The sequence below is a fragment of the Streptomyces sp. NPDC005774 genome (assembly GCF_042871645.1).
Classification (GTDB): Bacteria; Actinomycetota; Actinomycetes; order Streptomycetales; family Streptomycetaceae; genus Streptomyces; species Streptomyces pratens.
This window is the reverse complement of sequence record NZ_JBIAIV010000001.1, coordinates 137,810-159,501: the sequence shown is the minus strand read 5'-3', so window position 1 is coordinate 159,501 and position 21,692 is coordinate 137,810. Positions and strand designations below refer to the sequence as shown.

The following is a 21,692-nucleotide window of genomic DNA, read 5'->3' as shown; positions in this document are numbered from 1 at the left end:
GGAGGTTCAGGGATCTTCATCGCCGAACCTCCTGGCCGGAACTCCCGTCAGACCTCTTCGACGCTGCTCGGCTCGCGCCGGGACAGGTCGATGCCGAGCTCCTCCGCAGCGCGGAAGACGTCCTCGTCGGTGTCGCGCATCTCGATGGACATGCCGTCCGAGGACAGCACCTCCACATTGAGGCACAGGGACTGCATCTCCTTGATGAGGACCTTGAAGGACTCGGGGATGCCCGGCTCGGGGATGTTCTCGCCCTTGACGATGGCCTCGTAGACCTTCACGCGGCCGGTCACGTCGTCGGACTTGATGGTCAGCAGCTCCTGGAGGGCGTAAGCGGCGCCGTACGCCTCCAGCGCCCACACCTCCATCTCACCGAAGCGCTGGCCACCGAACTGGGCCTTACCACCCAGCGGCTGCTGGGTGATCATCGAGTACGGACCGGTCGAGCGGGCGTGCAGCTTGTCGTCGACCAGGTGGTGCAGCTTGAGGATGTACATGTAGCCGACCGAGATCGGCTCCGGGAACGGCTCGCCGGAGCGGCCGTCGAACAGCCTCGCCTTGCCGGTCGGGAGCACCATGCGCTCGCCGTCCCGGTTCGGGACGGTGTGCTGCAGCAGGCCGGCCAGCTCGTCCTCGCGCGCACCGTCGAAGACGGGGGTGGCGACGTTGGTGCCGGGCTCGACCTTGTCGGCGCCGATGAGCTGCAGGCGCTCGGCCCATTCCTCGGCGAGACCGGAGACGTCCCAGCCGCGGCTGGCGAGCCAGCCGAGGTGGATCTCCAGAACCTGTCCCGGGTTCATTCGGGACGGCACACCGAGGGGGTTGAGGATGATGTCGACCGGGGTGCCGTCCTCCATGAACGGCATGTCCTCGATCGGCAGGATCTTCGAGATGACGCCCTTGTTGCCGTGACGGCCGGCGAGCTTGTCACCGTCGGTGATCTTGCGCTTCTGCGCGACGTAGACGCGCACCAGCTGGTTCACACCGGGGGGAAGCTCGTCGCCCTCCTCGCGGTCGAAGACACGCACGCCGATGATCTTGCCGATCTCGCCGTGCGGCACCTTCAGCGAGGTGTCGCGGACCTCGCGGGCCTTCTCGCCGAAGATCGCGCGCAGCAGGCGCTCCTCCGGGGTCAGCTCGGTCTCACCCTTGGGCGTGACCTTGCCGACGAGGATGTCACCGGCGACGACCTCGGCACCGATGCGGATGATGCCGCGCTCGTCGAGGTCGGCGAGGACCTCCTCGGAGACGTTCGGGATGTCCCGGGTGATCTCCTCGGGGCCGAGCTTGGTGTCACGGGCGTCGACCTCGTGCTCCTCGATGTGGATCGAGGAGAGGACGTCGTCCTGGACGAGGCGCTGCGACAGGATGATCGCGTCCTCGTAGTTGTGACCCTCCCACGGCATGAACGCGACCAGCAGGTTCTTGCCGAGCGCCATCTCGCCGTTCTCGGTGGCCGGACCGTCGGCGAGGACCTGGCCCTCGATGACGCGGTCGCCCTCGTTGACGATGACCTTCTGGTTGACCGAGGTGCCCTGGTTGGAACGGGCGAACTTGGCCAGGCGGTACGTGATGTACGTGCCGTCGTCGTTGGTCGTGGTGATGTAGTCCGCGGAGACCTCCTGGACCACACCCGCCTTCTCGGCCTTGACCACGTCACCGGCGTCGGCGGCGGAGCGGTACTCCATGCCGGTGCCGACGAGCGGGGACTCGGACCTGATCAGCGGCACGGCCTGACGCATCATGTTCGCGCCCATGAGGGCACGGTTGGCGTCGTCGTGCTCGAGGAAGGGGATCATGGCGGTCGCGACCGACACCATCTGGCGCGGCGAGACGTCCATGTAGTCGACCTCGTCGGGGCTGACGTAGTCGACCTCGCCGCCCTTGCGGCGGACCAGCACGCGGGCCTCGGCGAACCGCATGTCGTCACTCAGCGGGGCGTTGGCCTGCGCGATGACGAAGCGGTCCTCCTCGTCGGCGGTCAGGTAGTCGACCTCGTCGGTGACCTGACCGTCGATGACCTTGCGGTACGGGGTCTCGACGAAACCGAACGCGTTGACCCGGCCGTAGGAGGCGAGCGAGCCGATCAGACCGATGTTCGGGCCTTCGGGCGTCTCGATCGGGCACATGCGGCCGTAGTGCGAGGGGTGCACGTCACGGACCTCGAAGCCGGCCCGCTCACGGGAGAGACCACCCGGGCCGAGCGCGGACAGACGACGCTTGTGCGTCAGCCCGGACAGCGGGTTGTTCTGGTCCATGAACTGCGACAGCTGGCTGGTGCCGAAGAACTCCTTGATGGAGGCGACGACCGGCCGGATGTTGATCAGGGTCTGCGGCGTGATCGCCTCGACGTCCTGGGTCGTCATGCGCTCACGCACGACGCGCTCCATCCGGGCCAGACCCGTACGGACCTGGTTCTGGATGAGCTCGCCGACGCTGCGCAGGCGGCGGTTGCCGAAGTGGTCGATGTCGTCCGTCTCGACGACGATCGTCTGGCCGCTGTCACCGACGGCGGTCTCGATCTCGCCGGCGTGCAGCTGCACCAGGTACTTGATCGTCGAGAGGACGTCCTCGACGGTCAGCACGCCCGCGTCGAGCGGCGCGTCGGCACCCAGCTTCTTGTTGACCTTGTAGCGGCCGACCTTGGCCAGGTCGTAGCGCTTGGGGTTGAAGTAGAGGTTCTCGAGCAGCGTCTGCGCGGCCTCCCGGGTGGGGGGCTCGCCCGGACGCAGCTTGCGGTAGATGTCGAGCAGCGCGTCGTCCTGGCCCTGGGTGTGGTCCTTCTCCAGGGTGGCGCGCATGGACTCGTACTCGCCGAACTCCTCGAGGATCTGCTCGGTGGTCCAGCCGAGCGCCTTGAGCAGGACGGTGACGGACTGCTTGCGCTTGCGGTCGACGCGGACGCCGACCATGTCGCGCTTGTCGATCTCCATCTCCAGCCAGGCACCCCGGGACGGGATGATCTTGGCGGAGAAGATGTCCTTGTCGGACGTCTTGTCGATGCTGGAGTCGAAGTAGACACCCGGCGAACGGACCAACTGCGACACCACGACACGCTCGGTGCCGTTGATGACGAAGGTGCCCTTGTTCGTCATGAGCGGGAAGTCGCCCATGAAGACGGTCTGGGACTTGATCTCGCCGGTCTCGTTGTTGGTGAACTCGGCGGTGACGAAGAGCGGCGCCGCATACGTGAAGTCGCGGTCCTTGCACTCGTCGATGGAGTTCTTGGGCGGCTCGAAGCGGTGGTCGCGGAAGGTCAGCGACATCGACCCGGAGAAGTCCTCGATCGGCGAGATCTCCTCGAAGATCTCTTCAAGACCGGACTTGGTGGGGACGTCCTGACCGTTCTCCAGAGCGGCCTCGACGCGAGCCTTCCAGGCATCGTTGCCGAGCAGCCAGTCGAAGCTCTCGGTTTGCAGCGCGAGAAGGTTGGGAACCTCGAGGGGCTCCTTGATCTTTGCAAAAGAGATGCGCAGCGGGGCAGTGCTGGCAACGTTGTTCGTATTCGCGGTCGAGGCATTGCGCGAGGCGGCCAAGAGGGGGTCCTTCCGAGGGCTCGGACTCACTACGCGCGTACCGGCCCCCCACGGGACACCACGGCAGACACTTCGCTTCCCGGCAAGAAAGGCCAGGTCAGAGAGGATCTGATCGTCAGTGCTCAAGTGGGGGCATGCCCCTGGTGACGGGCAGGGGACAGCTAACAGGCAGCGCAAAGGGTCAGTGTAGCCACTTGGCACACTGATGTCCAGTACGGGTTTTCGAGATCCTCGAAGGCCCTCGTTGCTCTCAACTCCTGTGACACGGTCTTGCCATCAACGCACCGTGATACTGCCCTCTTCGACGCCGATCCATGCCTCGGATTCGGATCCTTGTGACGACGCGTCCTGAGAATTGCGCGCCACGTGCGGTTCGTCAAGGCCCCCTTGCGCGATACCGCCCTTCGACAGGCGGCCCGCCGTGGCCCGCACAGGGCCACGACGAAGATCACCCTACCCCCCGCCGTCCCAGGTTCGAGGCAACCGCCACCGGTCCCGGAGACACCGAAGAGCGACCACCCGGATGGATGATCGCTCCTCGGCGCTTGCGCGTTACACGCCCTGGTGGACGCGGTGCGGATCCGGCGCTGCCGGGCCGCGGGGGTCCTGTCGGACCCGAAAGGTCTTACTTGACCTCGACGGAGGCACCGGCGCCCTCGAGGGCCTCCTTGGCCTTCGTGGCGGCTTCCTTGTTGACCTTCTCGACGACGGCCTTCGGCGCACCGTCGACCAGGTCCTTGGCCTCCTTCAGGCCGAGGGAGGTCAGCTCGCGCACGACCTTGATGACCTGGATCTTCTTGTCGCCGGCGCCGGTGAGGACGACGTCGAACTCGTCCTGCTCGGCCTCGGCCTCGACCGGGGCGCCCGGGGCGGCCGGACCGGCCACGGCGACCGCGGCGGCGGCGGTGACGTCGAACTTCTCCTCGAAGGCCTTCACGAACTCGGAGAGCTCGATGAGGGTCATGCCCTCGAACTGGGCCAGCAGCTCGTCCTGGGTGAGCTTCGCCATGATGGCGGTCCTTCCACTAAATCGGCAGGTGCCGGGTGTACTGGGTGAGGCGGGCGTACAACGGGCCCGCTATGACCCTTGCCTCATGTCGGCAAGGGCCGGAAAGCGAGCCGAATTACTCGGCACCGCCCTGCTCGTCCTGCTTGGCGCGAAGCGCGTCCACAGTGCGGACGAGCTTCGACGGAAGCGCCTGGAAGAGCTGAGCAGCCTGGGACTGCTTGCCCTTGAAGGCACCCGCCAGCTTGGAGAGCAGAACCTCGCGGGACTCGAGGTCCGCGAGCTTCTTGATCTCGTCGGCGGACAGCGCCTTGCCGTCAAGGACACCGCCCTTGATGATGAGATTCGGGTTGTCCTTGGCGAAGTCACGAAGACCCTTCGCCGACTCCACCGGGTCACCGGTGACGAAGGCGACTGCCGTCGGACCAGCGAAGAGCTGGTCGTCCAGCGTGATCCCGGCCTCGTTGGCCGCAATCTTGGTCAGCGTGTTCTTCACCACGGCGTACTGGGCGTTCTCACCGAGCGAACGACGCAGCGTCTTGAGCTGCGCCACGGTGAGACCGCGGTACTCGGTCAGCATGGCGGCGTTGGAGCTGCGGAACTTGTCCGTCAGCTCGGCAACCGCGGCAGCCTTGTCGGGCCTCGCCATAGAGTCTCGGCCTCCTTCCGGGTGATTCGGACCGCGCGGACCCGAAGGAGGACTGGGAAAAACGAAACGCCCCGGGCGCAGGCGCACGGGGCGAGGCTCAACCGGTGATTCGCATCCTCGCGGCCGCGAATTTCCGGGAACTCTTCCACAGTCACCTGCGCGGGTCGTCCGCAGTTCAGCGGATCCTTCGGCCACCGCACCCTCTTGCGAGTGCACGGCAACGACCAGCGGTCTTTGGCTTCCTGTGGAGAGTACGGGAACGGATCGCCGCGAGGCAAATCCGTTCCCGTCGGGACGTTCGGGACGGACCGCCGGGAGGGACGCCAAGACGGACGCCGGACCATCAGGACGTTCAGGACGGACCGTCAGGACGGTCGAGCCGTCGGGAGGGACACGCCACTCAGACGTCGGCGTCGGCCCCGGCTTCCGCTCCGATGTCCGAGAACCCTTCCTCAAGGCCCTGCAGCATCTCGAAGAGATCGACCGTGTCCTTGGCCGGCGGCGCCTCGACCTTCGCCCGGGCCCCGTAGTCGGAGTAGTGCGCCGTGATGTCGACCGTGCCCTCGTCCGACTTCATGCCGAGGACCATCTTGACCGGGTAGTCGTCCTCGTTGACCCAGACCTCGGTGTCGTAGCCCTTCACGCCCGACTTCTCGGCGTTGGCGATGAGCTCCTTGCGTTCCTTCTCGGAGAGGAATTCGAGGGACTCGTTGCCCTTGAGTATCTCCTCGAAGGTCAGCGTGCCCTTGTAGTGCTGCGCCTGGACGCCGTCCACCTTCTGGGGGCCGACGTGCTTCAGGTTGGGCGACTCGAGCAGCAGGGCCAGCTGCTGGGCCGGGTCCTGGTTCATGCTCTCCAGGCTGCCGGTGATCTGCTTCTGCAGTTCCTTGCTCCCGGCCTCCTCGGCCATGACCTGGAAGTCCAGCTTCATCCAGCGCTTGCCGTCCATCTCGGCGGCCTGCTCCGCACCCATGTCCGCGTACATGACGTTGTCCAGCATGATCATGCGGATCTCGGAGGGCGCGTCGGGATCGAGCCCCGCGAGGTCGGATCCCTTGATGGTCATATCCATGACCCCGGGGTCCCAGCCCTGGACTCCGGTCATCTCCATGGTGTCGGTGCCCGCCGCACCCACCATGTCCCCCATGCCCTGCATGCTCGCGGGCATCGACATGGTCATCCGGACCTTGGCGGACTTCGCCTCCGTCGTCTTCTTGAAGGCGGTCTGAAGGACCTCGGCCGCCTCGCCCCTGGACAGGACCTTGGGCTCCGCCGTCTTGGCCTTCGCTCCCCCGTCACTGTCACCGGCCTGACAGCCCGCGGCCCCCGCGACGACCGTCACGGCCGCCACGCAGACACCCGCGCGCTTCCATGCGGACATGCCCATACATCCCACCCCTGGTTGTTTCGCCTGCTCGGTGAAGTCCGTCGAACCGTAGCCCGCCTGACTGACACCGCTATATGAAAAAACCCGTTCCCGCGCCTTGGAAGGCGCGGGAACGGGTTCGGGGCGTGCTCGGTGAGCCGCGGGGCCGGACGGGCCGGCCCGACAGGCTCAGACCGCCGCCGGGTCCTCCTCGACGAGGAGGTTGCGGGTGCGGTTCGAGTCGAGCGGAATGCTGGGGCCGATCGTGGTGGTGATCGTGGCCTTCTTGATGTACCGGCCCTTCGCGGCGGACGGCTTCAGACGGAGGATCTCATCCAGCGCGGCGCCGTAGTTCTCCACCAGCTTGGTTTCGTCGAAGGACGTCTTGCCGATGATGAAGTGCAGGTTCGAGTGCTTGTCGACGCGGAACTCGATCTTGCCACCCTTGATGTCGTTGACAGCCTTGGTGACGTCCGGGGTGACGGTGCCGGTCTTGGGGTTCGGCATGAGACCACGGGGACCGAGCACGCGGCCGAGGCGGCCGACCTTGCCCATGAGGTCCGGGGTGGCGACGACGGCGTCGAAGTCCAGACGGCCCTTCGACACCTCGTCGATCAGTTCGTCGGCGCCGACGATGTCGGCGCCCGCGGCACGCGCGGCCTCGGCACGGTCGCCGGTCGCGAAGACCAGGACCCGGGCGGTCTTGCCGGTGCCGTGCGGGAGGTTCACGGTGCCACGGACCATCTGGTCGGCCTTGCGCGGGTCGACGCCCAGGCGGAAGGCGACCTCGACGGTGCCGTCGAACTTCGAGGTGGAGGTCTCCTTGGCGAGACGGACGGCCTCGAGCGGGGCGTACTGCTTCTCCCGGTCGATCTTGGCGTCCGCAGCGCGGAGAGACTTGCTGCGCTTGCTCACGTGTAGCTCCTGTGGGTTCTTAGGAGTTGTGGTCCGGGCCGAGCGGGCCCTTCCACACTTCTGCTTGGCTTACGGGGGTGGAGGTCAGCCCTCGACCGTGACGCCCATGGAACGGGCGGTGCCGGCGATGATCTTCGACGCGGCGTCCAGGTCGTTGGCGTTGAGGTCGGGCATCTTGGTCGTGGCGATCTCACGGACCTGGGCAGCGGTGATCTTCGCGACCTTGGTCTTGTGCGGTTCGCCGGAGCCCTTCTCCACACCCGCGGCCTTGAGGATCATCTTCGCGGCCGGCGGGGTCTTGGTGATGAAGGTGAAAGTACGGTCCTCGTAGACCGTGATCTCCACCGGGATGACCCAGCCACGCTGCGACTCGGTCGCGGCGTTGTAGGCCTTGCAGAACTCCATGATGTTGACGCCGTGCTGACCCAGCGCGGGGCCGACCGGCGGAGCCGGGTTGGCGGCACCGGCCTGGATCTGGAGCTTGATGAGCCCCGTGACCTTCTTCTTCTTCTTGGGAGGCATGACTCTCCGGGTCCTTTCGATTCGGGTCCTGCCCGCGTACCGGGAATCACCCCGGACACAGGCATACCGCACAACGATAGCGGGTATGGATGTGCGGCCAAAAACCGAGCAGGTCAGGCAGACGCCTGAGCGTTCACCTGACCTGCTCGGAAGCTGTGGTCCAGACTGTCCTGGCTGTCCGGTCTGTCCGGAACCGGGTCAGTTCTTCTGGATCTGGTCGAAGGAGAGCTCGACCGGCGTCTCGCGGCCGAAGATCTCCACCAGGCCCTTGACCTTCTTGGAGTCGGGGTTGATCTCGTTGATGGTCGCCTGGAGGGTGGCGAACGGGCCGTCGGTGACAGTGACCGAGTCGCCGACCTCGAAGTCCAGCACCTGGACCTCGACCTTGCGCTGCGGAACCGGCTTGCCCTCGGCCTCGGCGGCCTCGCGGGCGGCCTTCTCCTCGGCCTCCGGGGCGAGCATCTTGACGATCTCGTCCAGGGTCAGCGGGTACGGGTCGTAGGCGTTGCCCACGAAACCGGTGACACCGGGGGTGTTACGGACGACGCCCCAGGACTCGTTCGTCAGGTCCATGCGGACCAGGACGTAACCCGGGAGCTTGTTCTGCTTGATCGTCTTGCGGTCGCCGTTCTTGATCTGGACGACCTCTTCCTGCGGCACCTCGGCCTGGAAGATGAAGTCCTCGACGTTCAGCGAGACGGCACGCTGCTCCAGGTTGGTCTTCACCCGGTTCTCGTAGCCCGCGTACGTGTGGATGACGTACCACTCGCCGGGCAGCGTCCGCAGTTCCTGGCGGAGCTCCTCGACCGGGTCGCGCTCGGCCGCGGCCTCTTCGGGCTCTTCGGCGTCGGTCTCGTCCGCGGCGTCCTCGTCGGAGTCCGCGTCTTCGGCCTCGGGGGTCGGATCGGCCGCCGTCTCGGACTCGTCCGCGGCGGCATCGGCAGCCTCGACCTCGGCGGAGGCCTCGGAGGCCTCACTGTCCGCGCCCCCGACGGTGTCGAGCTCGTCCTCGACGGACTCGACCGGCTCGATGGCGTCGTTCACGTTCGGGTCAGACACGGTGGCTGCTTCTTCCTGGATACATAGGGGTGGAACGCGCGAAAGGAGCGCCGGGTACCTCGGCGCTCTTCGCAGGCGGCTCAGCCGAATACGTACTTGGCGACGTGACTGAGCCCGTAGTCGATCAGAGTGATCATGCCGATCATGACGACCACAAAAATGATCACTGCGGTTGTGTACGACGTCAGCTGGTTCCGGGTCGGCCAGACAACCTTGCGAAGCTCCGCCACGATCTGGCGGTAGAAGAGCGCGAGGCGCTTCAGCGGACCCTTCTTGGCCCGCTTGCCGCCCTTACGGGTCTTCTTGGAGTCCGGCGCCTCGTCCTCGGCATCAGGCATGTCGATGGAGCCCACGGCGTCCGTCACTCGTCCTCACCTGATTCCGGGTCATGGCCGTGCCGCGCCCGGTATGAGCCGCACGGCGGTGCATTGCTGTACATACATGCGTACATATCCTGGCTAAGGCTGTGTGTAGCAGGGCCGGAGGGACTTGAACCCCCAACCGCTGGTTTTGGAGACCAGTGCTCTACCAATTGAGCTACGACCCTTTGTGTGTCCCCCAACGTACCGCATCCAACCGGATGCTCGGTGTGCACCCGGTGAGCGCGGCCGCAGAAGGCCAACGAGGTGTGAGTGTACGTGTTCCGGGGCCGGGCGTCGAACAGAAAGGACCCGTGCCCGGCCTCCCGGCCGAAGATCGTCCTGACGGAGGAGGCCGGCGGGACGGACCCGGACTGGTGTTCAGAAGTTGGCCAGGACCCGTTCAGTCCGTGAAACCCCCGTGCCGGACAGGTCGCCGGTCTGGAACGATGGGGCCATGAGCGCTGCAACCCCTCCCACCGAGCGCCGGGTCTCCGCCCGGGTCGGTGCGATCTCCGAGTCCGCCACCCTCGCCGTGGACGCCAAGGCCAAGGCCCTCAAGGCCGCCGGGCGACCGGTGATCGGCTTCGGCGCCGGTGAACCCGACTTCCCGACTCCGGACTACATCGTCGACGCCGCGATCGAGGCGTGCCGGAACCCGAAGTACCACCGCTACACGCCGGCCGGCGGGCTGCCCGAGCTGAAGGCCGCGATCGCCGCGAAGACGCTGCGCGACTCCGGCTACGAGGTGGACCCCGCCCAGGTCCTCGTCACCAACGGCGGCAAGCAGGCCATCTACGAGGCCTTCGCCGCGATCCTCGACCCGGGCGACGAGGTCATCGTCCCGGCCCCGTACTGGACGACGTACCCGGAGTCGATCCGTCTGGCCGGCGGTGTCCCGGTCGAGGTCGTCGCCGACGAGACGACCGGCTACCGCGTCAGCGTGGAGCAGCTGGAGGCCGCGCGGACGGAGAGGACCAAGGTCGTCCTGTTCGTCTCCCCCTCGAACCCCACCGGCGCGGTCTACAGCGCCGAGGACGCCGAGGCGATCGGCCGCTGGGCGGTCGAGCACGGTCTGTGGGTGCTGACCGACGAGATCTACGAGCACCTGGTCTACGGCGACGCCACCTTCACCTCGCTGCCCGCCGTCCTGCCGGAGCTGCGGGACAAGTGCATCGTGGTCAACGGTGTCGCGAAGACGTACGCGATGACCGGCTGGCGGGTCGGGTGGATCATCGGTCCGAAGGATGTCGTGAAGGCCGCCACCAACCTGCAGTCGCACGCCACGTCCAACGTGTCGAACGTCGCCCAGGTGGCGGCGCTGGCCGCGGTCTCCGGCTCCCTGGACGCGGTCGCCACGATGCGCGAGGCCTTCGACCGCCGGCGCAGGACCATCGTCCGGATGCTCAACGAGATCAACGGCGTGGTCTGCCCGGAGCCCGAGGGCGCGTTCTACGCCTACCCGTCGGTGAAGGCCCTGATCGGCAAGGAGATCCGGGGCAAGCGGCCACGGAACTCCGTGGAACTGGCCGCGCTCATCCTCGAGGAGGTCGAGGTCGCGGTCGTACCCGGCGAGGCCTTCGGTACCCCGGGATACCTGCGGCTGTCCTACGCGCTGGGCGACGAGGACCTGGCGGAGGGCGTGAGCCGGATCCAGAAGCTGCTGGCGGAGGCACAGGACTGAGTTCAACCTGCTCACGAGAGCAGGTCGCGGGCCGTTTCCCTCGGGGGCGGCCCGCTTCCGTTTCCCTCGTACTGACGTGCGAGCAAGACCACGTTCGGGGAAAGCGCTACCGAGGTCCCCGGGATGTGCGGCAGGATTTTGGAATGGAACGTGTACGTGACCTCTCCCTGCTGCCGAAGGCCCATCTGCACCTGCACTTCACCGGGTCGATGCGCCCCACCACTGTGCTGGAACTGGCCGACAAGTACGGCGCGCGCCTCCCCGAGGCACTGACCGACGCGCTGACCAGCGGGGAACCGCCGAGCCTGCGGGCCACGGACGAGCGGGGCTGGTTCCGGTTCCAGCGGCTGTACGACGCGGCGCGCTCGTGTCTGAGGGAGCCGGAGGACATCCAGCGGCTGGTGCGAGAGGCCGCGGAGGAAGACCTGAAGGACGGGTCGGGCTGGCTGGAGATCCAGGTCGACCCGACGTCGTACGCACCGCGGCTGGGCGGGCTGATCCCGGCGCTGGAGGTCATCCTGGACGCGGTGGACTCGGCGCGGCGGGACACCGGGCTCGGGATCCGGGTGCTGGTCGCCGCGAACCGGATGAAGCACCACCTGGACGCGCGCACACTGGCCCGGCTGGCGGTGCGGTACGCGGACCGGGGGGTCATCGGCTTCGGGCTGTCCAACGACGAGCGGCGTGGCATGGCCCGGGACTTCGACCGGGCGTTCGCCATCGCGCGCGAGGGCGGACTGCTGTCCGCGCCGCACGGGGGTGAGCTGTCCGGGCCCGCGTCCGTGCGGGACTGCCTGGACGATCTGGAGGCCGACCGGATCGGGCACGGGGTGCGGGCTGCGGAGGACCCGCGGCTGCTGCGGCGGCTCGCGGACCGGCAGGTGACGTGCGAGGTGTGCCCGGCGTCGAACGTGGCGCTGGGCGTGTACGAGAAGCCGGGGGACGTGCCGCTGCGGAAGCTGTTCGACGCGGGCGTGCCGCTGGCCCTGGGGGCGGACGACCCCCTGCTGTTCGGCTCGCGGCTGGCGGCCCAGTACGAGATCGCGCGTGAGCACCACGGGTTCACGGACGCCGAGCTGGCGGAGCTGGCACGGCAGTCGGTGCGCGGGTCGAGGGCTCCGGAGGCGGTCAGGGCGGAACTCCTGACGGGGATCGACCGGTGGCTGACGACTCCGACGGGGTGAATGCGGGAGCTGACGACTCCGACGGGGTGGGAGCGGGAGCTGACGACTCCGACGGGTGAACACGGGAGCTGACGACTCCGACGGGGTGGGAGCGGGCGGTCCGTGGCCCCTCAGAGGCCGACCCCTACCGTCACCGGCTCGTTGACCAGGGTGATGCCGAAGGTTTCGCGCACGCCGGACACCACCTCGCGGGCGAGTGCCAGCAGGTCCTCGGTGGTCGCCTCGCCACGGTTGGTGAGGGCGAGGGTGTGCTTGGTGGAGATGCGGGCCGGGCCTTCGCCGTAGCCCTTGGTGAAGCCGGCCTTGTCGATCAGCCAGGCGGCGGAGGTCTTGGTGCGGTCCTCGCCGGCGGGGTACGCGGGGGGTTCGGTGTCGGGGCCGAGGTGCTGCTTCGCCCGGGCCCGGAAGGCCGTGAACTCCTCGCCCGTGAGGATCGGGTTGGTGAAGAAGGAGCCGGCCGACCAGGTGTCGTGGTCCTCGGGGTCCAGGACCATGCCCTTTCCGGCGCGGAGCTTCAGGACCGTCTCACGGGCCGTGGGCAGGGAGACGCGGTCGCCCGGTACGACGCCGAGGACACGGGCCGTCTCGGCGTACCGGATGGGGCCGGAGAGGCCGTCGGCGTCCTCCAGGCCGAAGCGGACGCGCAGGACGACGTAGCCCTCGGGGTCGGCCTTGAAGCGGCTGTGACGGTAGGAGAAGGCGCACTCCTCGTTCGTGAGGGTGACCGTCTCGCGGGACCGGCGGTCGTAGGCGACGACCTCGGTGATGGTGGAGGAGACCTCCTGGCCGTACGCGCCGACGTTCTGGATGGGGGTCGCACCCACCGAGCCGGGGATGCCGGCCAGACACTCGATCCCGGCCAGGCCGGCCTCCACGGTGCGGGCGACGGCGTCGCTCCACACCTCTCCGGCCGCCAGTTCCAGGCGCGTGCCGTCCAGGGTGAGGCCCCGGGTGGCGATGACGAGTGCGGTGCCGTCGAAGCCCTTGTCGCCGATGACCAGGTTCGAGCCACCGCCGATGATCAACAGGGGCGTACCGCTGTCGTCGGCCTCACGGACGACGGCGATCACTTCCTCGTCGGTCGTCGCGGTGACCAGCCGGGTCGCGGGGCCGCCCAGGCGGAACGTGGTCAGCGGGGCGAGGGGGGCGTCGTGGAGTTCCTGCACGGGCTCAAGACTAAGGCCCCCGCCGGGCGGGGCGGCGGGGACCGTGTACTGGTGTCCGCGCGGTGCGGACCGTGCGCACGCGCGGACGTGCGTTCAGCGGACGTGCGTTCAGGTGAGGCGGCGCCGTACTTCGGTCCAGTCGACGGGAAGGTCCTCGCTCTTCGCGGTCCAGCCGGCGAACTTGGCGTCACGCATCCGCGGGACGAGCCCGCGGGCGGTCGGCGCGTGCGGGCCGGTACGGGCGAAGGCGCCGAGGGCCTTCGGGGACTCCCAGGCGGACACGGTCCAGAACGTCCGCCGCAGCGGCTGTGCCTTCAGGGAGGCTCCGTACGCGCCGGGAGCCCTGCTCACCTGTCGCCGGACACCGGGTGTCCTGAGGAAGAACCGCAGGGCTCCCCAGAGGGTGCGGGTCTCGAAGCGGGAGGCGAAGACGTGCACTTCGGTGTGGGGCGGCGGGGTGTTCGGGACGGTCCAGGGAAGCGTGGGCATGCCCGGGTCCTTCCGTGGTGGGTGGGAGCCCCTGGGGGCCATGGCATTCCGAGAGGCTCAGGAGGCCGTTTCCAGCGAGCTCAGGAGGCCGTTTCCAGTACCGGTTCCGGCGCCGGACCGGCCGGGGGCGTGGTGGGCCGCCTGCGGGCCGGTATGAACAGGGTCGCGACGCCTGCGAGGGCGACCGCCGAGGCGCCGACCACCAGCGCCGGACGCATACCGTCGACAAAGGCCTGGCCGGATTCGTAGCCGCCCCGGGACGCGAAGACCGACGCCATGATCGCGATGCCGAGGGCACCGCCCACCTCACGCAGGGCGTTGTTGGCTCCGGAGGCGATGCCCTGCTCCTTCGGGCGGACGCTGGACATCACCAGGTGGGAGGCCGGGGCGAAGTACAGCGCCATACCGATGCCGCTGATGATCAGGGCGGGCAGCTGGGCTGCGTAGGAGGCGTCGGCGGTCGCCACCACGGCCAGGTGACCGAGGCCGAGGGCTTGCAGGAAGAGGCCGGTGGCGACGACCGGACGGCCCCCGACGCGGTCGGAGAGGATGCCTGCGATCGGGGCGACGAGCATCGGCATGCCGGTCCAGGGCAGCATCCGCAGGCCCGCCTCGGTGGGCGAGTAGCCGAGCACGCCCTGCATGTACTGGGTGAGCAGGAAGATCGAGCCGAACATGCCGAGGAACATCAGCAGGCTCGCCGCGTTGATGCCGGAGAAGGCGCGGGAGCGGAACAGCCGCATCGGCAGCATGGGGTTCTTGGCGCGGATGCTGTAGAGCACGAAGCCCACGAGCAGCGCCGTCCCGGCGAACAGACCGGTCAGGACGACGGTGCCGTTCCAGCCGTCGACGGGTCCACGGATCAGTCCGTAGACGATGCCGAAGAGTCCGCCGCTGGCGAGCAGGGTGCCGGGCAGATCGAGCGGGGCTCCGGTGCCGTGGGACTCGCTGAGGCGCAGGCGGGCGAGCGGGATGAGGATCAGGCCGAGCGGGACGTTCAGCCAGAAGATCCACTGCCAGGAGACGTGTTCGGTGAGGCTGCCGCCGACCAGCGGTCCGGAGGCCACCGCGAGGCCGTTCACGGCGCCCCAGATGCCGTATGCCATGCCGCGCCGCGCCTCGGGTACGGCTGCGGTGAGCAGGGTCAGGGTGAGGGGCATCATGACCGCGGCGCCGGCGCCCTGCACCGCGCGGGCGGCGATCAGAGAGTCGATGCCGGGGGCCATGGCCGCGGCGGCGGAGGACGCGGTGAAGACGGTGATGCCGGCGATGAAGAGCCGGCGGCGGCCGAAGCGGTCGCCGAGTGCCGCGCCGAACATCAACAGGACGGCGAAGGTGAGCGTGTAGGCGCTCACGGTCCATTCCAGGTCGTGCAGGGCGCCGCCCAGATCCTTGCGGATGGAGGGCAGTGCGGTGGTGACGACGAGGTTGTCGAGGGCCGCCATGAAGCCGGCGACGCTGGTGATGACGAGTGCCCAGGCGGCCGAACCGCCGCGTGCGTTCTGTTGTGACATCGCTCCCCCAGGAGATGATTTTGTTAGTTATTGATGACTAACTTTCACGCGCAGAAAAAGGCGGCACCATAACGCCTTCCTTCACTTCGGCCGCTTCCACCGGAGCCACCGGAGCCACCGATGGCGCTGCTTCTCATTCCTTCCGCGGGCCCTCGACCCGCGTCGACAGGTCCAGCCCTTCCCAGATCCGGTGTTCGGCCGGGAACCCCATGGCGGACAGGCAGTTGATGAGCATGCCGTACGCCATGAAGTTCGTCGTCTCATGGACGTCGGCCCCCAGGGCGAGGTGGACGGTGTCCCACAGCCTCAGCCAGCCGGCACGCACGCTCGCGCCGAACTCCTCGTCGCCCTCCTGCTCGGCGGCCGCGACGGCGAGGTACATCTGCATCTGCATCATGAGCAGTTCGGGCCGCTCCGCGATGGTCCGGGTATAGGCCATCGCCATGGCCTGCAGGGCGCCCTCACCCCTCAGCCCTTCGGACGCCTCCGTGAACATGCGGATGGTGTCCTCCACGCAGTGTTCCGCCGCCGCCAGGAAGATGGCCTTCTTGCCCGGGAAGAGCCGGAAGAGATACGGCTGCGAGACGCCGACCCGCTTGGCGATCACCTCGGTCGATGTGCCGTGATAGCCACCGCGGGCGAACTCGGCACTCGCCGCGCGGACGATACTCTCGCGCCGCTCCGCCGCACTCATCCTGGCCATGCCAGTAAGTTAGTACTCAATCACTAACTACGTCAAGGGGCGGGCCGGCATGCCGTAAGGGGCGCCTTCCCTAGAGAGCGCCCCTTACGGCATGTCACGCGATGCGGTGTTCGGTCAGGCGAGTCGTACGACCGCCCGAGACATCCCCAGCACCTTCTGCCCGGCGCTGGTCGCCGTGAGGTCGACGCGGACGGTGTGGTCGTCGAGCTTGGCCGCGACCTTGCCGGCGACCTCGATGGTGGCGCCCTGATCATCGTTGGGGACGACGACCGGCCTGGTGAAGCGGACGCCGTACTCGACGATCGCGCCCGGGTCGCCCACCCAGTCGGTGACCACGCGGATCGCCTCGGCCATGGTGAACATGCCGTGCGCGATGACGTCGGGCAGGCCGACGTCCTTGGCGAACTTCTCGTTCCAGTGAATGGGGTTGAAGTCGCCGGAGGCGCCCGCGTACTGAACGAGGGTGGCCCGGGTCACGGAAAACGTCTGCGCGGGCAGCTCGGTGCCGACCTCGACGTCGGCATAGGAGATCTTCGCCGTCATGATGCTGCTCACGCCCCCTCGGCGGCACGGGCCACCAGCTTGGTCCAGGCGGTCACGACGTGCTCGCCGGCCTCGTCGTGCACCTCGCCGCGGACGTCCAGGATGTCGTTGCCCGCCATCGACTTGATCGCCTCGATGGTCGAGGTGACGGTGAGCCGGTCACCGGCGCGCACCGGGCGGCGATAGGTGAACTTCTGGTCGCCGTGCACCACCCTGCTGTAGTCCAGGCCGAGCTGGGGGTCGGTGAAGACCTGCCCGGCGGCCTTGAAGGTGATCGCGAACACAAAGGTCGGCGGGGCGATCACATCGGGATGGCCGAGCTTCTTGGCGGCCTCCGCGTCCGTGTACGCCGGGTTGGTGTCCCCCACCGCCTCGGCGAACTCGCGGATCTTCTCCCGGCCCACTTCATAGGGAACGGTGGGCGGGTAGCTCCGCCCCACGAAGGACTGGTCGAGCGCCATGCGCGCGGCACCTCCTGTGTCTCGTGCGGCCCTCGTCGGCCGGCGGGAAGAACAACGCGAGGCCGCCCCCCGACAAGGGGGACGGCCTCGCGTACGAGCCTGATTTATCGCGTTTCGCGGTGCGCGGTGTGCGCCTTGCAACGCGGGCAGTGCTTCTTCATCTCCAGACGGTCCGGGTTGTTACGCCGGTTCTTCTTGGTGATGTAGTTCCGCTCCTTGCACTCCACGCAGGCCAGCGTGATCTTCGGGCGGACGTCGGTGGCAGCCACGTGAGTGCTCCTTGGACGAACGGGATAATGAAACTGAATGAACGCAGAAAGAGTAGCCGATCGAAGGACCGACCCCGCAATCGGCTACTGTATGTAGCGGTGACCGGACTTGAACCGGTGACACAGCGATTATGAGCCGCTTGCTCTACCGACTGAGCTACACCGCTGTGATGCGATCGGTTCCCGCCTCGCGACGGGAACCTCACACACCAGAGCCCCAAAACGGAATCGAACCGTTGACCTTCTCCTTACCATGGAGACGCTCTACCGACTGAGCTATTGGGGCGAGCGAGGAAGACATTACACGCTCCGCCGCCGTTCACCCAAATCCGTTTCGCGGCCCCTGTCCCACCCTGTCGGTCACTCCCTCCCGATGGTCCCGGACGTCCCCCTCCGGCCCTCCGCGACACCCCCACCGGACCACGGTGACCCCTGCCCGGCCACGCCAGTACGACTATTGCTGACTCTTACGCTCCTCCCGGCGAGGAACGGGCCTCCGCCCTAGGCTCGACTCACTCTGCGTGATCTTCCCTCTGTGTGATCCTGCGACGACCGTGCGCAGTCCGAGCCTCAGGAGCGCGATGCCCGACAACCGGCCGCAGCCGCCACCCCCCTCGTCACCCGTACCGTCCCCGGACCCGTCCGACCCGGCGCCGCTCCTGCTGTGCGGCGCGCGGCTCACCGACGGCCGGACCGTGGACGTACGGCTGGGCGGCGGGCGCATCGAGGCTGTCGGCACGGCCGGCAGCCTGACCGTGGACGGCACCCGTACGGGCGGCACCCGGGTCGACCTGGCCGGCCATCTGCTCCTCCCGGCCCCCGTCGAGCCGCACGCCCACTCCGACACCGCCCTGTCCGCGGCGTCCGACGGCCCCGTCTCGTACGACACCCACGACGTCCGGAGCCGGGCAACGGAGGCCGCACTGCTCCAGCTCGGGCACGGGACGACGGCACTCCGGGCGCACGTGCGCGTGGACGACATGACCGGACTCGGCGCGCTCACCGCCGTACTGCAGGCGGGGCGTTCGCTGCGCGGGCTGACCGAGCTGACGACGGTGGCGATGCCGCGCGTACTGACCGGGGTGGCCGGGGCCGACGGGATCGCGATGCTGCGGGACGCGATGAAGATGGGCGCGTCGGTGGTGGGCGGCTGTCCGGACGTCGACCCCGACCCCACGGGGTACGTGGAAGCGGTCCTGGAGGTCGCCGCCGAGCACGGCTGCCCCGTCGACCTGCACACGGACACCGCCGACCCCGCCCGCGTGGCCCGGCTCGCCGCGATGGCGGGCGGGCTGCGGCCGGGTGTGACGCTCAGCCCGTGCGGCGGCCTCGGCCGGCTGCCCACCGAGACGGCCGCGCGTACCGCGGACCAACTGGCGGCGGCCGGGGTGACCGTGGTGTGCCTGCCCCAGGGCGGCTGCGGAGGCCTCGACCGCCGGGGCACGGGCACGGCTCCGGTACGGCTGCTGCGCGCGGCGGGCGTACGGGTGGCGGCCGGGAGCGGCTCCCTGCGGGACGTGTCGAACCCGGTCGGCCGTGGCGACCCGTTGGAGGCGGCGTACCTGCTGGCCTCCCGCCACGGGCTGTCCCCCGAGGACGCCTACGAGGCGGTGAGCACGTCGGCTCGCGCTGCCCTCGGACTGCCCGAGGTGCGGGTGGAGGCGGGTTTCCCCGCCGAACTGCTCGCGGTCCGCGGCGACCGGCTGCCGGCTGCACTGTCCCTGGCGTACAGCCGGATCGTGGTGCACCGGGGACGCGTGGTCGCACGGACGAGCGCGGTACGGGAGTACTGCGGTTCGTCGACGACGCCCACGGACCCGGCAGCAGACCCGGCAATAGACCCGGCAACGGACCTGCCCCGGCAGGGCCGGGCAGGAATCACATAGCCCTTCCGCCGGCCCCTTCCTCGCTTCCTGTTGTTCCCCCCTGTTCCTGCTGCTGCTCCTGCTCCTGCTCCTTTCGTTCCTCTCCTTCCGGGCCGTGCCGTGCGGCGGATGCGATCGTCGCGGCGTACGGTCGAAGGCATGCGCATTGTCATCGCTGGTGGTCATGGTCAGATCGCGCTGCGGCTGGAGCAGTTGCTCGCCGCGCGCGGGGACGAAGTGGCGGGCATCATCCGCAAGCCCGAACAGGCCGACGCCCTGCAGCAATTGGGTGCCGAGCCGGTCGTACTCGACCTGGAGTCGGCGTCGGTGGCGGACGTCGCGGAGCAACTCCGGGGCGCGGACGCCGCGGTGTTCGCCGCAGGCGCCGGCCCGGGGAGCGGCGCGGCACGCAAGGAGACGGTGGACAAGGCCGCGGCGGTCCTCTTCGCCGACGCCGCGGTCCGCGCGGGCGTACGGCGGTTCGTGGTCGTTTCGTCGATGGGCGCGGACCCGACCCATCAGGGGGACGAGATCTTCGACGTGTACCAGCGCGCCAAGGGCGAGGCCGACGCGTACGTCCGCGGCCTGGGCAGCCTCGAATGGACGATCCTGCGACCCGGCATGCTCACCGACGACGCCGGCACCGGCCTGGTCCGCCTGGAAGCCCACACCGGCCGCGGCCCGATCCCCCGCGACGATGTGGCCGCCGTCCTGGCCGAGCTGGTGGAGGGCTCCTCGACGGCCGGCCTGACCCTGGAACTGATCAGCGGCCCCGTGCCGATCCCGGTGGCGGTGAAGGCGGTGGCGGGCGAGTGAGCCGCGAGAGGGACTCGGGAGGATACGGAAGCTTCCCGAGAACAGCTAGAACAGCGGCATCTGCCCCGGGAAATCCGGTACGACGTACCCATCCAGCGACGGCTGTTCGGCGCCGGCCCGGGCATACCGGCGGGACCCCGGGCACGAGGTGAGCTCCCCGCTCCCCCTGACACCGGGCGGATCGTGACGCGCGTACCGCCCGGCCACGACGGCGATCTCACGACGACACTCGGGACAACTCCTACGACGCGACGACATCCCGCCAGTCTCCCCGAGCGACCCGCCCCGCACATACCCCACAACAAACGCGAAGACCCCCTCCGGACTGCGTCTCGCAGTCCGGAGGGGGTCTTCCCCTGTGGCGGCGCCAGGATTCGAACCTGGGAAGGCTGAGCCGGCAGATTTACAGTCTGCTCCCTTTGGCCGCTCGGGCACACCGCCAAGGTCGCTGCCCTCGAACCACCTTGCGGTGGCGCTCCGTGGCAACGACGTAAACGATACCTGATGGGGAGGGGTGGTTCGCCACCCGATTGATCGCCACCCGGGGACTCCGGGGTGGCTAGGCTTGTGCGGATGCGGCCCGGGACCGATGCCGGGCTCGACGGCCGCCCACATACACCGGTAGCCGGTGCGCATCCGGCTCTCAGCCCTATACGCAACCCGATACAAGGAGCCACAGGACATGGCCGACTCCAGTTTCGACATCGTCTCGAAGGTCGAGCGGCAGGAGGTCGACAACGCCCTCAACCAGACCGCCAAGGAGATTTCACAGCGCTACGACTTCAAGGGCGTGGGTGCCTCGATCTCGTGGTCCGGGGAAAAGATTCTTCTGGAGGCGAACTCCGAGGACCGGGTGAAGGCTGTCCTCGACGTCTTCCAGTCCAAGCTGATCAAGCGGGGTATCTCGCTGAAGTCCCTGGACGCCGGTGAGCCGCAGCTCTCCGGCAAGGAGTACAAGATCTTCGCGTCGATCCAGGAGGGCATCTCCCAGGAGAACGCGAAGAAGGTGGCGAAGCTCATCCGGGACGAGGGCCCCAAGGGTGTGAAGGCTCAGGTGCAGGGCGAGGAACTCCGGGTCTCCTCCAAGAGCCGTGACGACCTTCAGGCCGTCATCTCCCTGCTCAAGGGCCAGGACTTCGACTTCGACCTGCAGTTCGTGAACTACCGCTAGGTCCGGGCGGAGAACGAAGCCGCGTGCGCCCTGGGCGTCGCGTGCATGCGTGTACGCGGGAGGGTGGGTGTCTCCGGACACCCTCCCTGCTCGGCCGGCGGCTGTTTCCCGGGATGCCGGTGGCGTCAGTTGCGTGAGTTTCCGAAGAGAAGTCGGTAAGCGATCAGGAGGACCAGGGAGCCCCCTATTGCGGCGGCCCAGGTGGCACCGTCGTAGAAGTCCTTGGTGATCGGGTGGTCCAGCCAACGGGCCGAGACCCAGCCGCCGATGAACGCTCCGGCGACGCCGATGAGGGTCGTCCCGATGAAGCCGCCCGGGTCGCGGCCCGGCAGCAGGAACTTCGCGATCGCTCCGGCCAGTAGCCCCAGAATGATCCAGCTGATGATCGTCATGCCCTGCCCCTGCCCTCTCGTGC

At 68.3% G+C, this 21,692-nt stretch carries 22 protein-coding genes and 4 tRNA genes; 5 read left to right on the top strand and 21 right to left on the bottom strand.

Translation table 11 applies throughout. From position 1 onward, the window contains the following. Positions 1 to 47 precede the first annotated feature (47 nt). The 9 genes from rpoB to ACFYQA_RS00740 all read right to left on the bottom strand — a co-directional run bounded on the left by rpoB (position 48) and on the right by ACFYQA_RS00740 (position 9,600). Complete coding sequence (rpoB, locus tag ACFYQA_RS00780) at positions 48 to 3,536, bottom strand: DNA-directed RNA polymerase subunit beta (RefSeq protein ID WP_388909628.1); 3,489 nt, start codon at positions 3,534 to 3,536, stop codon at positions 48 to 50. Between the two features lie 625 nt (positions 3,537 to 4,161). Next, a complete protein-coding gene (rplL, locus tag ACFYQA_RS00775; protein ID WP_055627491.1) occupies positions 4,162 to 4,545 on the bottom strand; it encodes a 50S ribosomal protein L7/L12 in 384 nt (127 codons plus the stop codon). 115 nt (positions 4,546 to 4,660) lie between these two features. Next, positions 4,661 to 5,191, bottom strand: a complete 531-nt coding sequence (rplJ, locus tag ACFYQA_RS00770; protein ID WP_386403422.1) for a 50S ribosomal protein L10 — start codon at positions 5,189 to 5,191, stop codon at positions 4,661 to 4,663. A gap of 400 nt (positions 5,192 to 5,591) precedes the next feature. After that, positions 5,592 to 6,578 carry a hypothetical protein gene (locus tag ACFYQA_RS00765; RefSeq protein WP_388909625.1) on the bottom strand — a complete coding sequence of 329 codons (987 nt, stop codon included), beginning with the start codon at positions 6,576 to 6,578 and terminating at the stop codon, positions 5,592 to 5,594. 168 nt (positions 6,579 to 6,746) lie between these two features. After that, complete coding sequence (rplA, locus tag ACFYQA_RS00760; protein WP_388909622.1) at positions 6,747 to 7,472, bottom strand: 50S ribosomal protein L1; 726 nt, start codon at positions 7,470 to 7,472, stop codon at positions 6,747 to 6,749. Between the two features lie 84 nt (positions 7,473 to 7,556). Continuing rightward, positions 7,557 to 7,994 carry a 50S ribosomal protein L11 gene (gene rplK / locus ACFYQA_RS00755; protein ID WP_332430003.1) on the bottom strand — a complete coding sequence of 146 codons (438 nt, stop codon included), beginning with the start codon at positions 7,992 to 7,994 and terminating at the stop codon, positions 7,557 to 7,559. Positions 7,995 to 8,192: 198 nt separating this feature from the next. Further along, positions 8,193 to 9,053, bottom strand: a complete 861-nt coding sequence (gene nusG / locus ACFYQA_RS00750; protein ID WP_388909619.1) for a transcription termination/antitermination protein NusG — start codon at positions 9,051 to 9,053, stop codon at positions 8,193 to 8,195. Between the two features lie 80 nt (positions 9,054 to 9,133). Next, a complete protein-coding gene (gene secE, locus ACFYQA_RS00745) occupies positions 9,134 to 9,418 on the bottom strand; it encodes a preprotein translocase subunit SecE (protein ID WP_386403408.1) in 285 nt (94 codons plus the stop codon). A gap of 109 nt (positions 9,419 to 9,527) precedes the next feature. Beyond that, positions 9,528 to 9,600, bottom strand: a tRNA-Trp gene (locus tag ACFYQA_RS00740). Positions 9,601 to 9,869: 269 nt separating this feature from the next. Here ACFYQA_RS00740 and ACFYQA_RS00735 point away from each other — a divergent pair. Both ACFYQA_RS00735 and ACFYQA_RS00730 read left to right on the top strand, forming a co-directional pair. Continuing rightward, positions 9,870 to 11,096 carry a pyridoxal phosphate-dependent aminotransferase gene (locus tag ACFYQA_RS00735; RefSeq protein WP_388909616.1) on the top strand — a complete coding sequence of 409 codons (1,227 nt, stop codon included), beginning with the start codon at positions 9,870 to 9,872 and terminating at the stop codon, positions 11,094 to 11,096. A gap of 143 nt (positions 11,097 to 11,239) precedes the next feature. Beyond that, a complete protein-coding gene (locus tag ACFYQA_RS00730; RefSeq protein WP_388909613.1) occupies positions 11,240 to 12,280 on the top strand; it encodes an adenosine deaminase in 1,041 nt (346 codons plus the stop codon). Between the two features lie 110 nt (positions 12,281 to 12,390). Here ACFYQA_RS00730 and ACFYQA_RS00725 read toward each other — a convergent pair whose 3' ends face one another. The 9 genes from ACFYQA_RS00725 to ACFYQA_RS00685 form a co-directional block, all read right to left on the bottom strand. Continuing rightward, a complete protein-coding gene (locus tag ACFYQA_RS00725; RefSeq protein ID WP_388909610.1) occupies positions 12,391 to 13,446 on the bottom strand; it encodes a UDP-N-acetylmuramate dehydrogenase in 1,056 nt (351 codons plus the stop codon). A gap of 108 nt (positions 13,447 to 13,554) precedes the next feature. Continuing rightward, positions 13,555 to 13,935, bottom strand: coding sequence for a DUF3291 domain-containing protein (locus tag ACFYQA_RS00720; RefSeq protein ID WP_388909607.1), 381 nt, complete (start codon positions 13,933 to 13,935; stop codon positions 13,555 to 13,557). Positions 13,936 to 14,015: 80 nt separating this feature from the next. Continuing rightward, entirely contained in the window at positions 14,016 to 15,449 is a 1,434-nt protein-coding gene (locus tag ACFYQA_RS00715) for an MFS transporter (RefSeq protein ID WP_388909604.1), read from the bottom strand. 133 nt (positions 15,450 to 15,582) lie between these two features. Then, on the bottom strand, positions 15,583 to 16,152 hold the full coding sequence (locus tag ACFYQA_RS00710; RefSeq protein WP_388909601.1) for a TetR/AcrR family transcriptional regulator: 570 nt from the start codon (positions 16,150 to 16,152) through the stop codon (positions 15,583 to 15,585). Between the two features lie 114 nt (positions 16,153 to 16,266). After that, positions 16,267 to 16,695 carry a MaoC family dehydratase gene (locus tag ACFYQA_RS00705; RefSeq protein WP_388910271.1) on the bottom strand — a complete coding sequence of 143 codons (429 nt, stop codon included), beginning with the start codon at positions 16,693 to 16,695 and terminating at the stop codon, positions 16,267 to 16,269. Between the two features lie 8 nt (positions 16,696 to 16,703). Beyond that, positions 16,704 to 17,156 carry a MaoC family dehydratase N-terminal domain-containing protein gene (locus ACFYQA_RS00700; protein ID WP_388909598.1) on the bottom strand — a complete coding sequence of 151 codons (453 nt, stop codon included), beginning with the start codon at positions 17,154 to 17,156 and terminating at the stop codon, positions 16,704 to 16,706. A gap of 104 nt (positions 17,157 to 17,260) precedes the next feature. Then, positions 17,261 to 17,425 carry a 50S ribosomal protein L33 gene (gene rpmG / locus ACFYQA_RS00695; protein WP_006347275.1) on the bottom strand — a complete coding sequence of 55 codons (165 nt, stop codon included), beginning with the start codon at positions 17,423 to 17,425 and terminating at the stop codon, positions 17,261 to 17,263. Between the two features lie 94 nt (positions 17,426 to 17,519). Continuing rightward, positions 17,520 to 17,592: transfer RNA gene (locus tag ACFYQA_RS00690), tRNA-Met, on the bottom strand. 46 nt (positions 17,593 to 17,638) lie between these two features. Then, positions 17,639 to 17,711 (bottom strand) — tRNA-Thr (locus ACFYQA_RS00685). Positions 17,712 to 18,006: 295 nt separating this feature from the next. Between ACFYQA_RS00685 and ACFYQA_RS00680 the strand changes: the two genes are divergently transcribed. Together ACFYQA_RS00680 and ACFYQA_RS00675 are read left to right on the top strand one after the other, a co-directional pair. Next, positions 18,007 to 19,311, top strand: coding sequence for an amidohydrolase family protein (locus ACFYQA_RS00680; protein ID WP_388909595.1), 1,305 nt, complete (start codon positions 18,007 to 18,009; stop codon positions 19,309 to 19,311). A gap of 138 nt (positions 19,312 to 19,449) precedes the next feature. Further along, a complete protein-coding gene (locus tag ACFYQA_RS00675; protein ID WP_388909593.1) occupies positions 19,450 to 20,106 on the top strand; it encodes an NAD(P)H-binding protein in 657 nt (218 codons plus the stop codon). A gap of 45 nt (positions 20,107 to 20,151) precedes the next feature. Here ACFYQA_RS00675 and ACFYQA_RS00670 read toward each other — a convergent pair whose 3' ends face one another. Together ACFYQA_RS00670 and ACFYQA_RS00665 are read right to left on the bottom strand one after the other, a co-directional pair. After that, the gene (locus tag ACFYQA_RS00670) at positions 20,152 to 20,364 is read right to left on the bottom strand and encodes a hypothetical protein (RefSeq protein ID WP_388909591.1); all 213 of its coding nucleotides are present in this window, start codon (positions 20,362 to 20,364) and stop codon (positions 20,152 to 20,154) included. Positions 20,365 to 20,465: 101 nt separating this feature from the next. Then, positions 20,466 to 20,547, bottom strand: a tRNA-Tyr gene (locus tag ACFYQA_RS00665). Between the two features lie 241 nt (positions 20,548 to 20,788). On the opposite strand from ACFYQA_RS00665, the gene ACFYQA_RS00660 reads away from it, so the two are divergent. Then, positions 20,789 to 21,277: a YajQ family cyclic di-GMP-binding protein gene (locus ACFYQA_RS00660; protein ID WP_055595887.1), complete on the top strand. Its 489-nt coding sequence runs from the start codon at positions 20,789 to 20,791 to the stop codon at positions 21,275 to 21,277. 125 nt (positions 21,278 to 21,402) lie between these two features. Here the strand turns inward: ACFYQA_RS00660 and ACFYQA_RS00655 are convergent, their stop codons facing one another. Next, on the bottom strand, positions 21,403 to 21,669 hold the full coding sequence (locus tag ACFYQA_RS00655) for a GlsB/YeaQ/YmgE family stress response membrane protein (RefSeq protein ID WP_388909589.1): 267 nt from the start codon (positions 21,667 to 21,669) through the stop codon (positions 21,403 to 21,405). Between the last annotated feature and the right edge of the window lie 23 nt (positions 21,670 to 21,692).

Excerpts from the sequence above, each read along its gene's own strand:
- rplL (WP_055627491.1), bottom strand. The coding sequence starts at position 4,545 with ATGGCGAAGCTCACCCAGGACGAGCTGCTGGCCCAGTTCGAGGGCATG.
- rplJ (WP_386403422.1), bottom strand. The coding sequence starts at position 5,191 with ATGGCGAGGCCCGACAAGGCTGCCGCGGTTGCCGAGCTGACGGACAAG.
- ACFYQA_RS00765 (WP_388909625.1), bottom strand. The coding sequence starts at position 6,578 with ATGGGCATGTCCGCATGGAAGCGCGCGGGTGTCTGCGTGGCGGCCGTG.
- rplK (WP_332430003.1), bottom strand. The coding sequence starts at position 7,994 with ATGCCTCCCAAGAAGAAGAAGAAGGTCACGGGGCTCATCAAGCTCCAG.
- ACFYQA_RS00735 (WP_388909616.1), top strand. The coding sequence starts at position 9,870 with ATGAGCGCTGCAACCCCTCCCACCGAGCGCCGGGTCTCCGCCCGGGTC.
- ACFYQA_RS00730 (WP_388909613.1), top strand. The coding sequence starts at position 11,240 with ATGGAACGTGTACGTGACCTCTCCCTGCTGCCGAAGGCCCATCTGCAC.
- ACFYQA_RS00720 (WP_388909607.1), bottom strand. The coding sequence starts at position 13,935 with ATGCCCACGCTTCCCTGGACCGTCCCGAACACCCCGCCGCCCCACACC.
- ACFYQA_RS00715 (WP_388909604.1), bottom strand. The coding sequence starts at position 15,449 with ATGTCACAACAGAACGCACGCGGCGGTTCGGCCGCCTGGGCACTCGTC.
- ACFYQA_RS00710 (WP_388909601.1), bottom strand. The coding sequence starts at position 16,152 with ATGGCCAGGATGAGTGCGGCGGAGCGGCGCGAGAGTATCGTCCGCGCG.
- ACFYQA_RS00705 (WP_388910271.1), bottom strand. The coding sequence starts at position 16,695 with ATGACGGCGAAGATCTCCTATGCCGACGTCGAGGTCGGCACCGAGCTG.
- ACFYQA_RS00700 (WP_388909598.1), bottom strand. The coding sequence starts at position 17,156 with ATGGCGCTCGACCAGTCCTTCGTGGGGCGGAGCTACCCGCCCACCGTT.
- ACFYQA_RS00680 (WP_388909595.1), top strand. The coding sequence starts at position 18,007 with ATGCCCGACAACCGGCCGCAGCCGCCACCCCCCTCGTCACCCGTACCG.
- ACFYQA_RS00675 (WP_388909593.1), top strand. The coding sequence starts at position 19,450 with ATGCGCATTGTCATCGCTGGTGGTCATGGTCAGATCGCGCTGCGGCTG.
- ACFYQA_RS00670 (WP_388909591.1), bottom strand. The coding sequence starts at position 20,364 with ATGTCGTCGCGTCGTAGGAGTTGTCCCGAGTGTCGTCGTGAGATCGCC.
- ACFYQA_RS00660 (WP_055595887.1), top strand. The coding sequence starts at position 20,789 with ATGGCCGACTCCAGTTTCGACATCGTCTCGAAGGTCGAGCGGCAGGAG.
- ACFYQA_RS00655 (WP_388909589.1), bottom strand. The coding sequence starts at position 21,669 with ATGACGATCATCAGCTGGATCATTCTGGGGCTACTGGCCGGAGCGATC.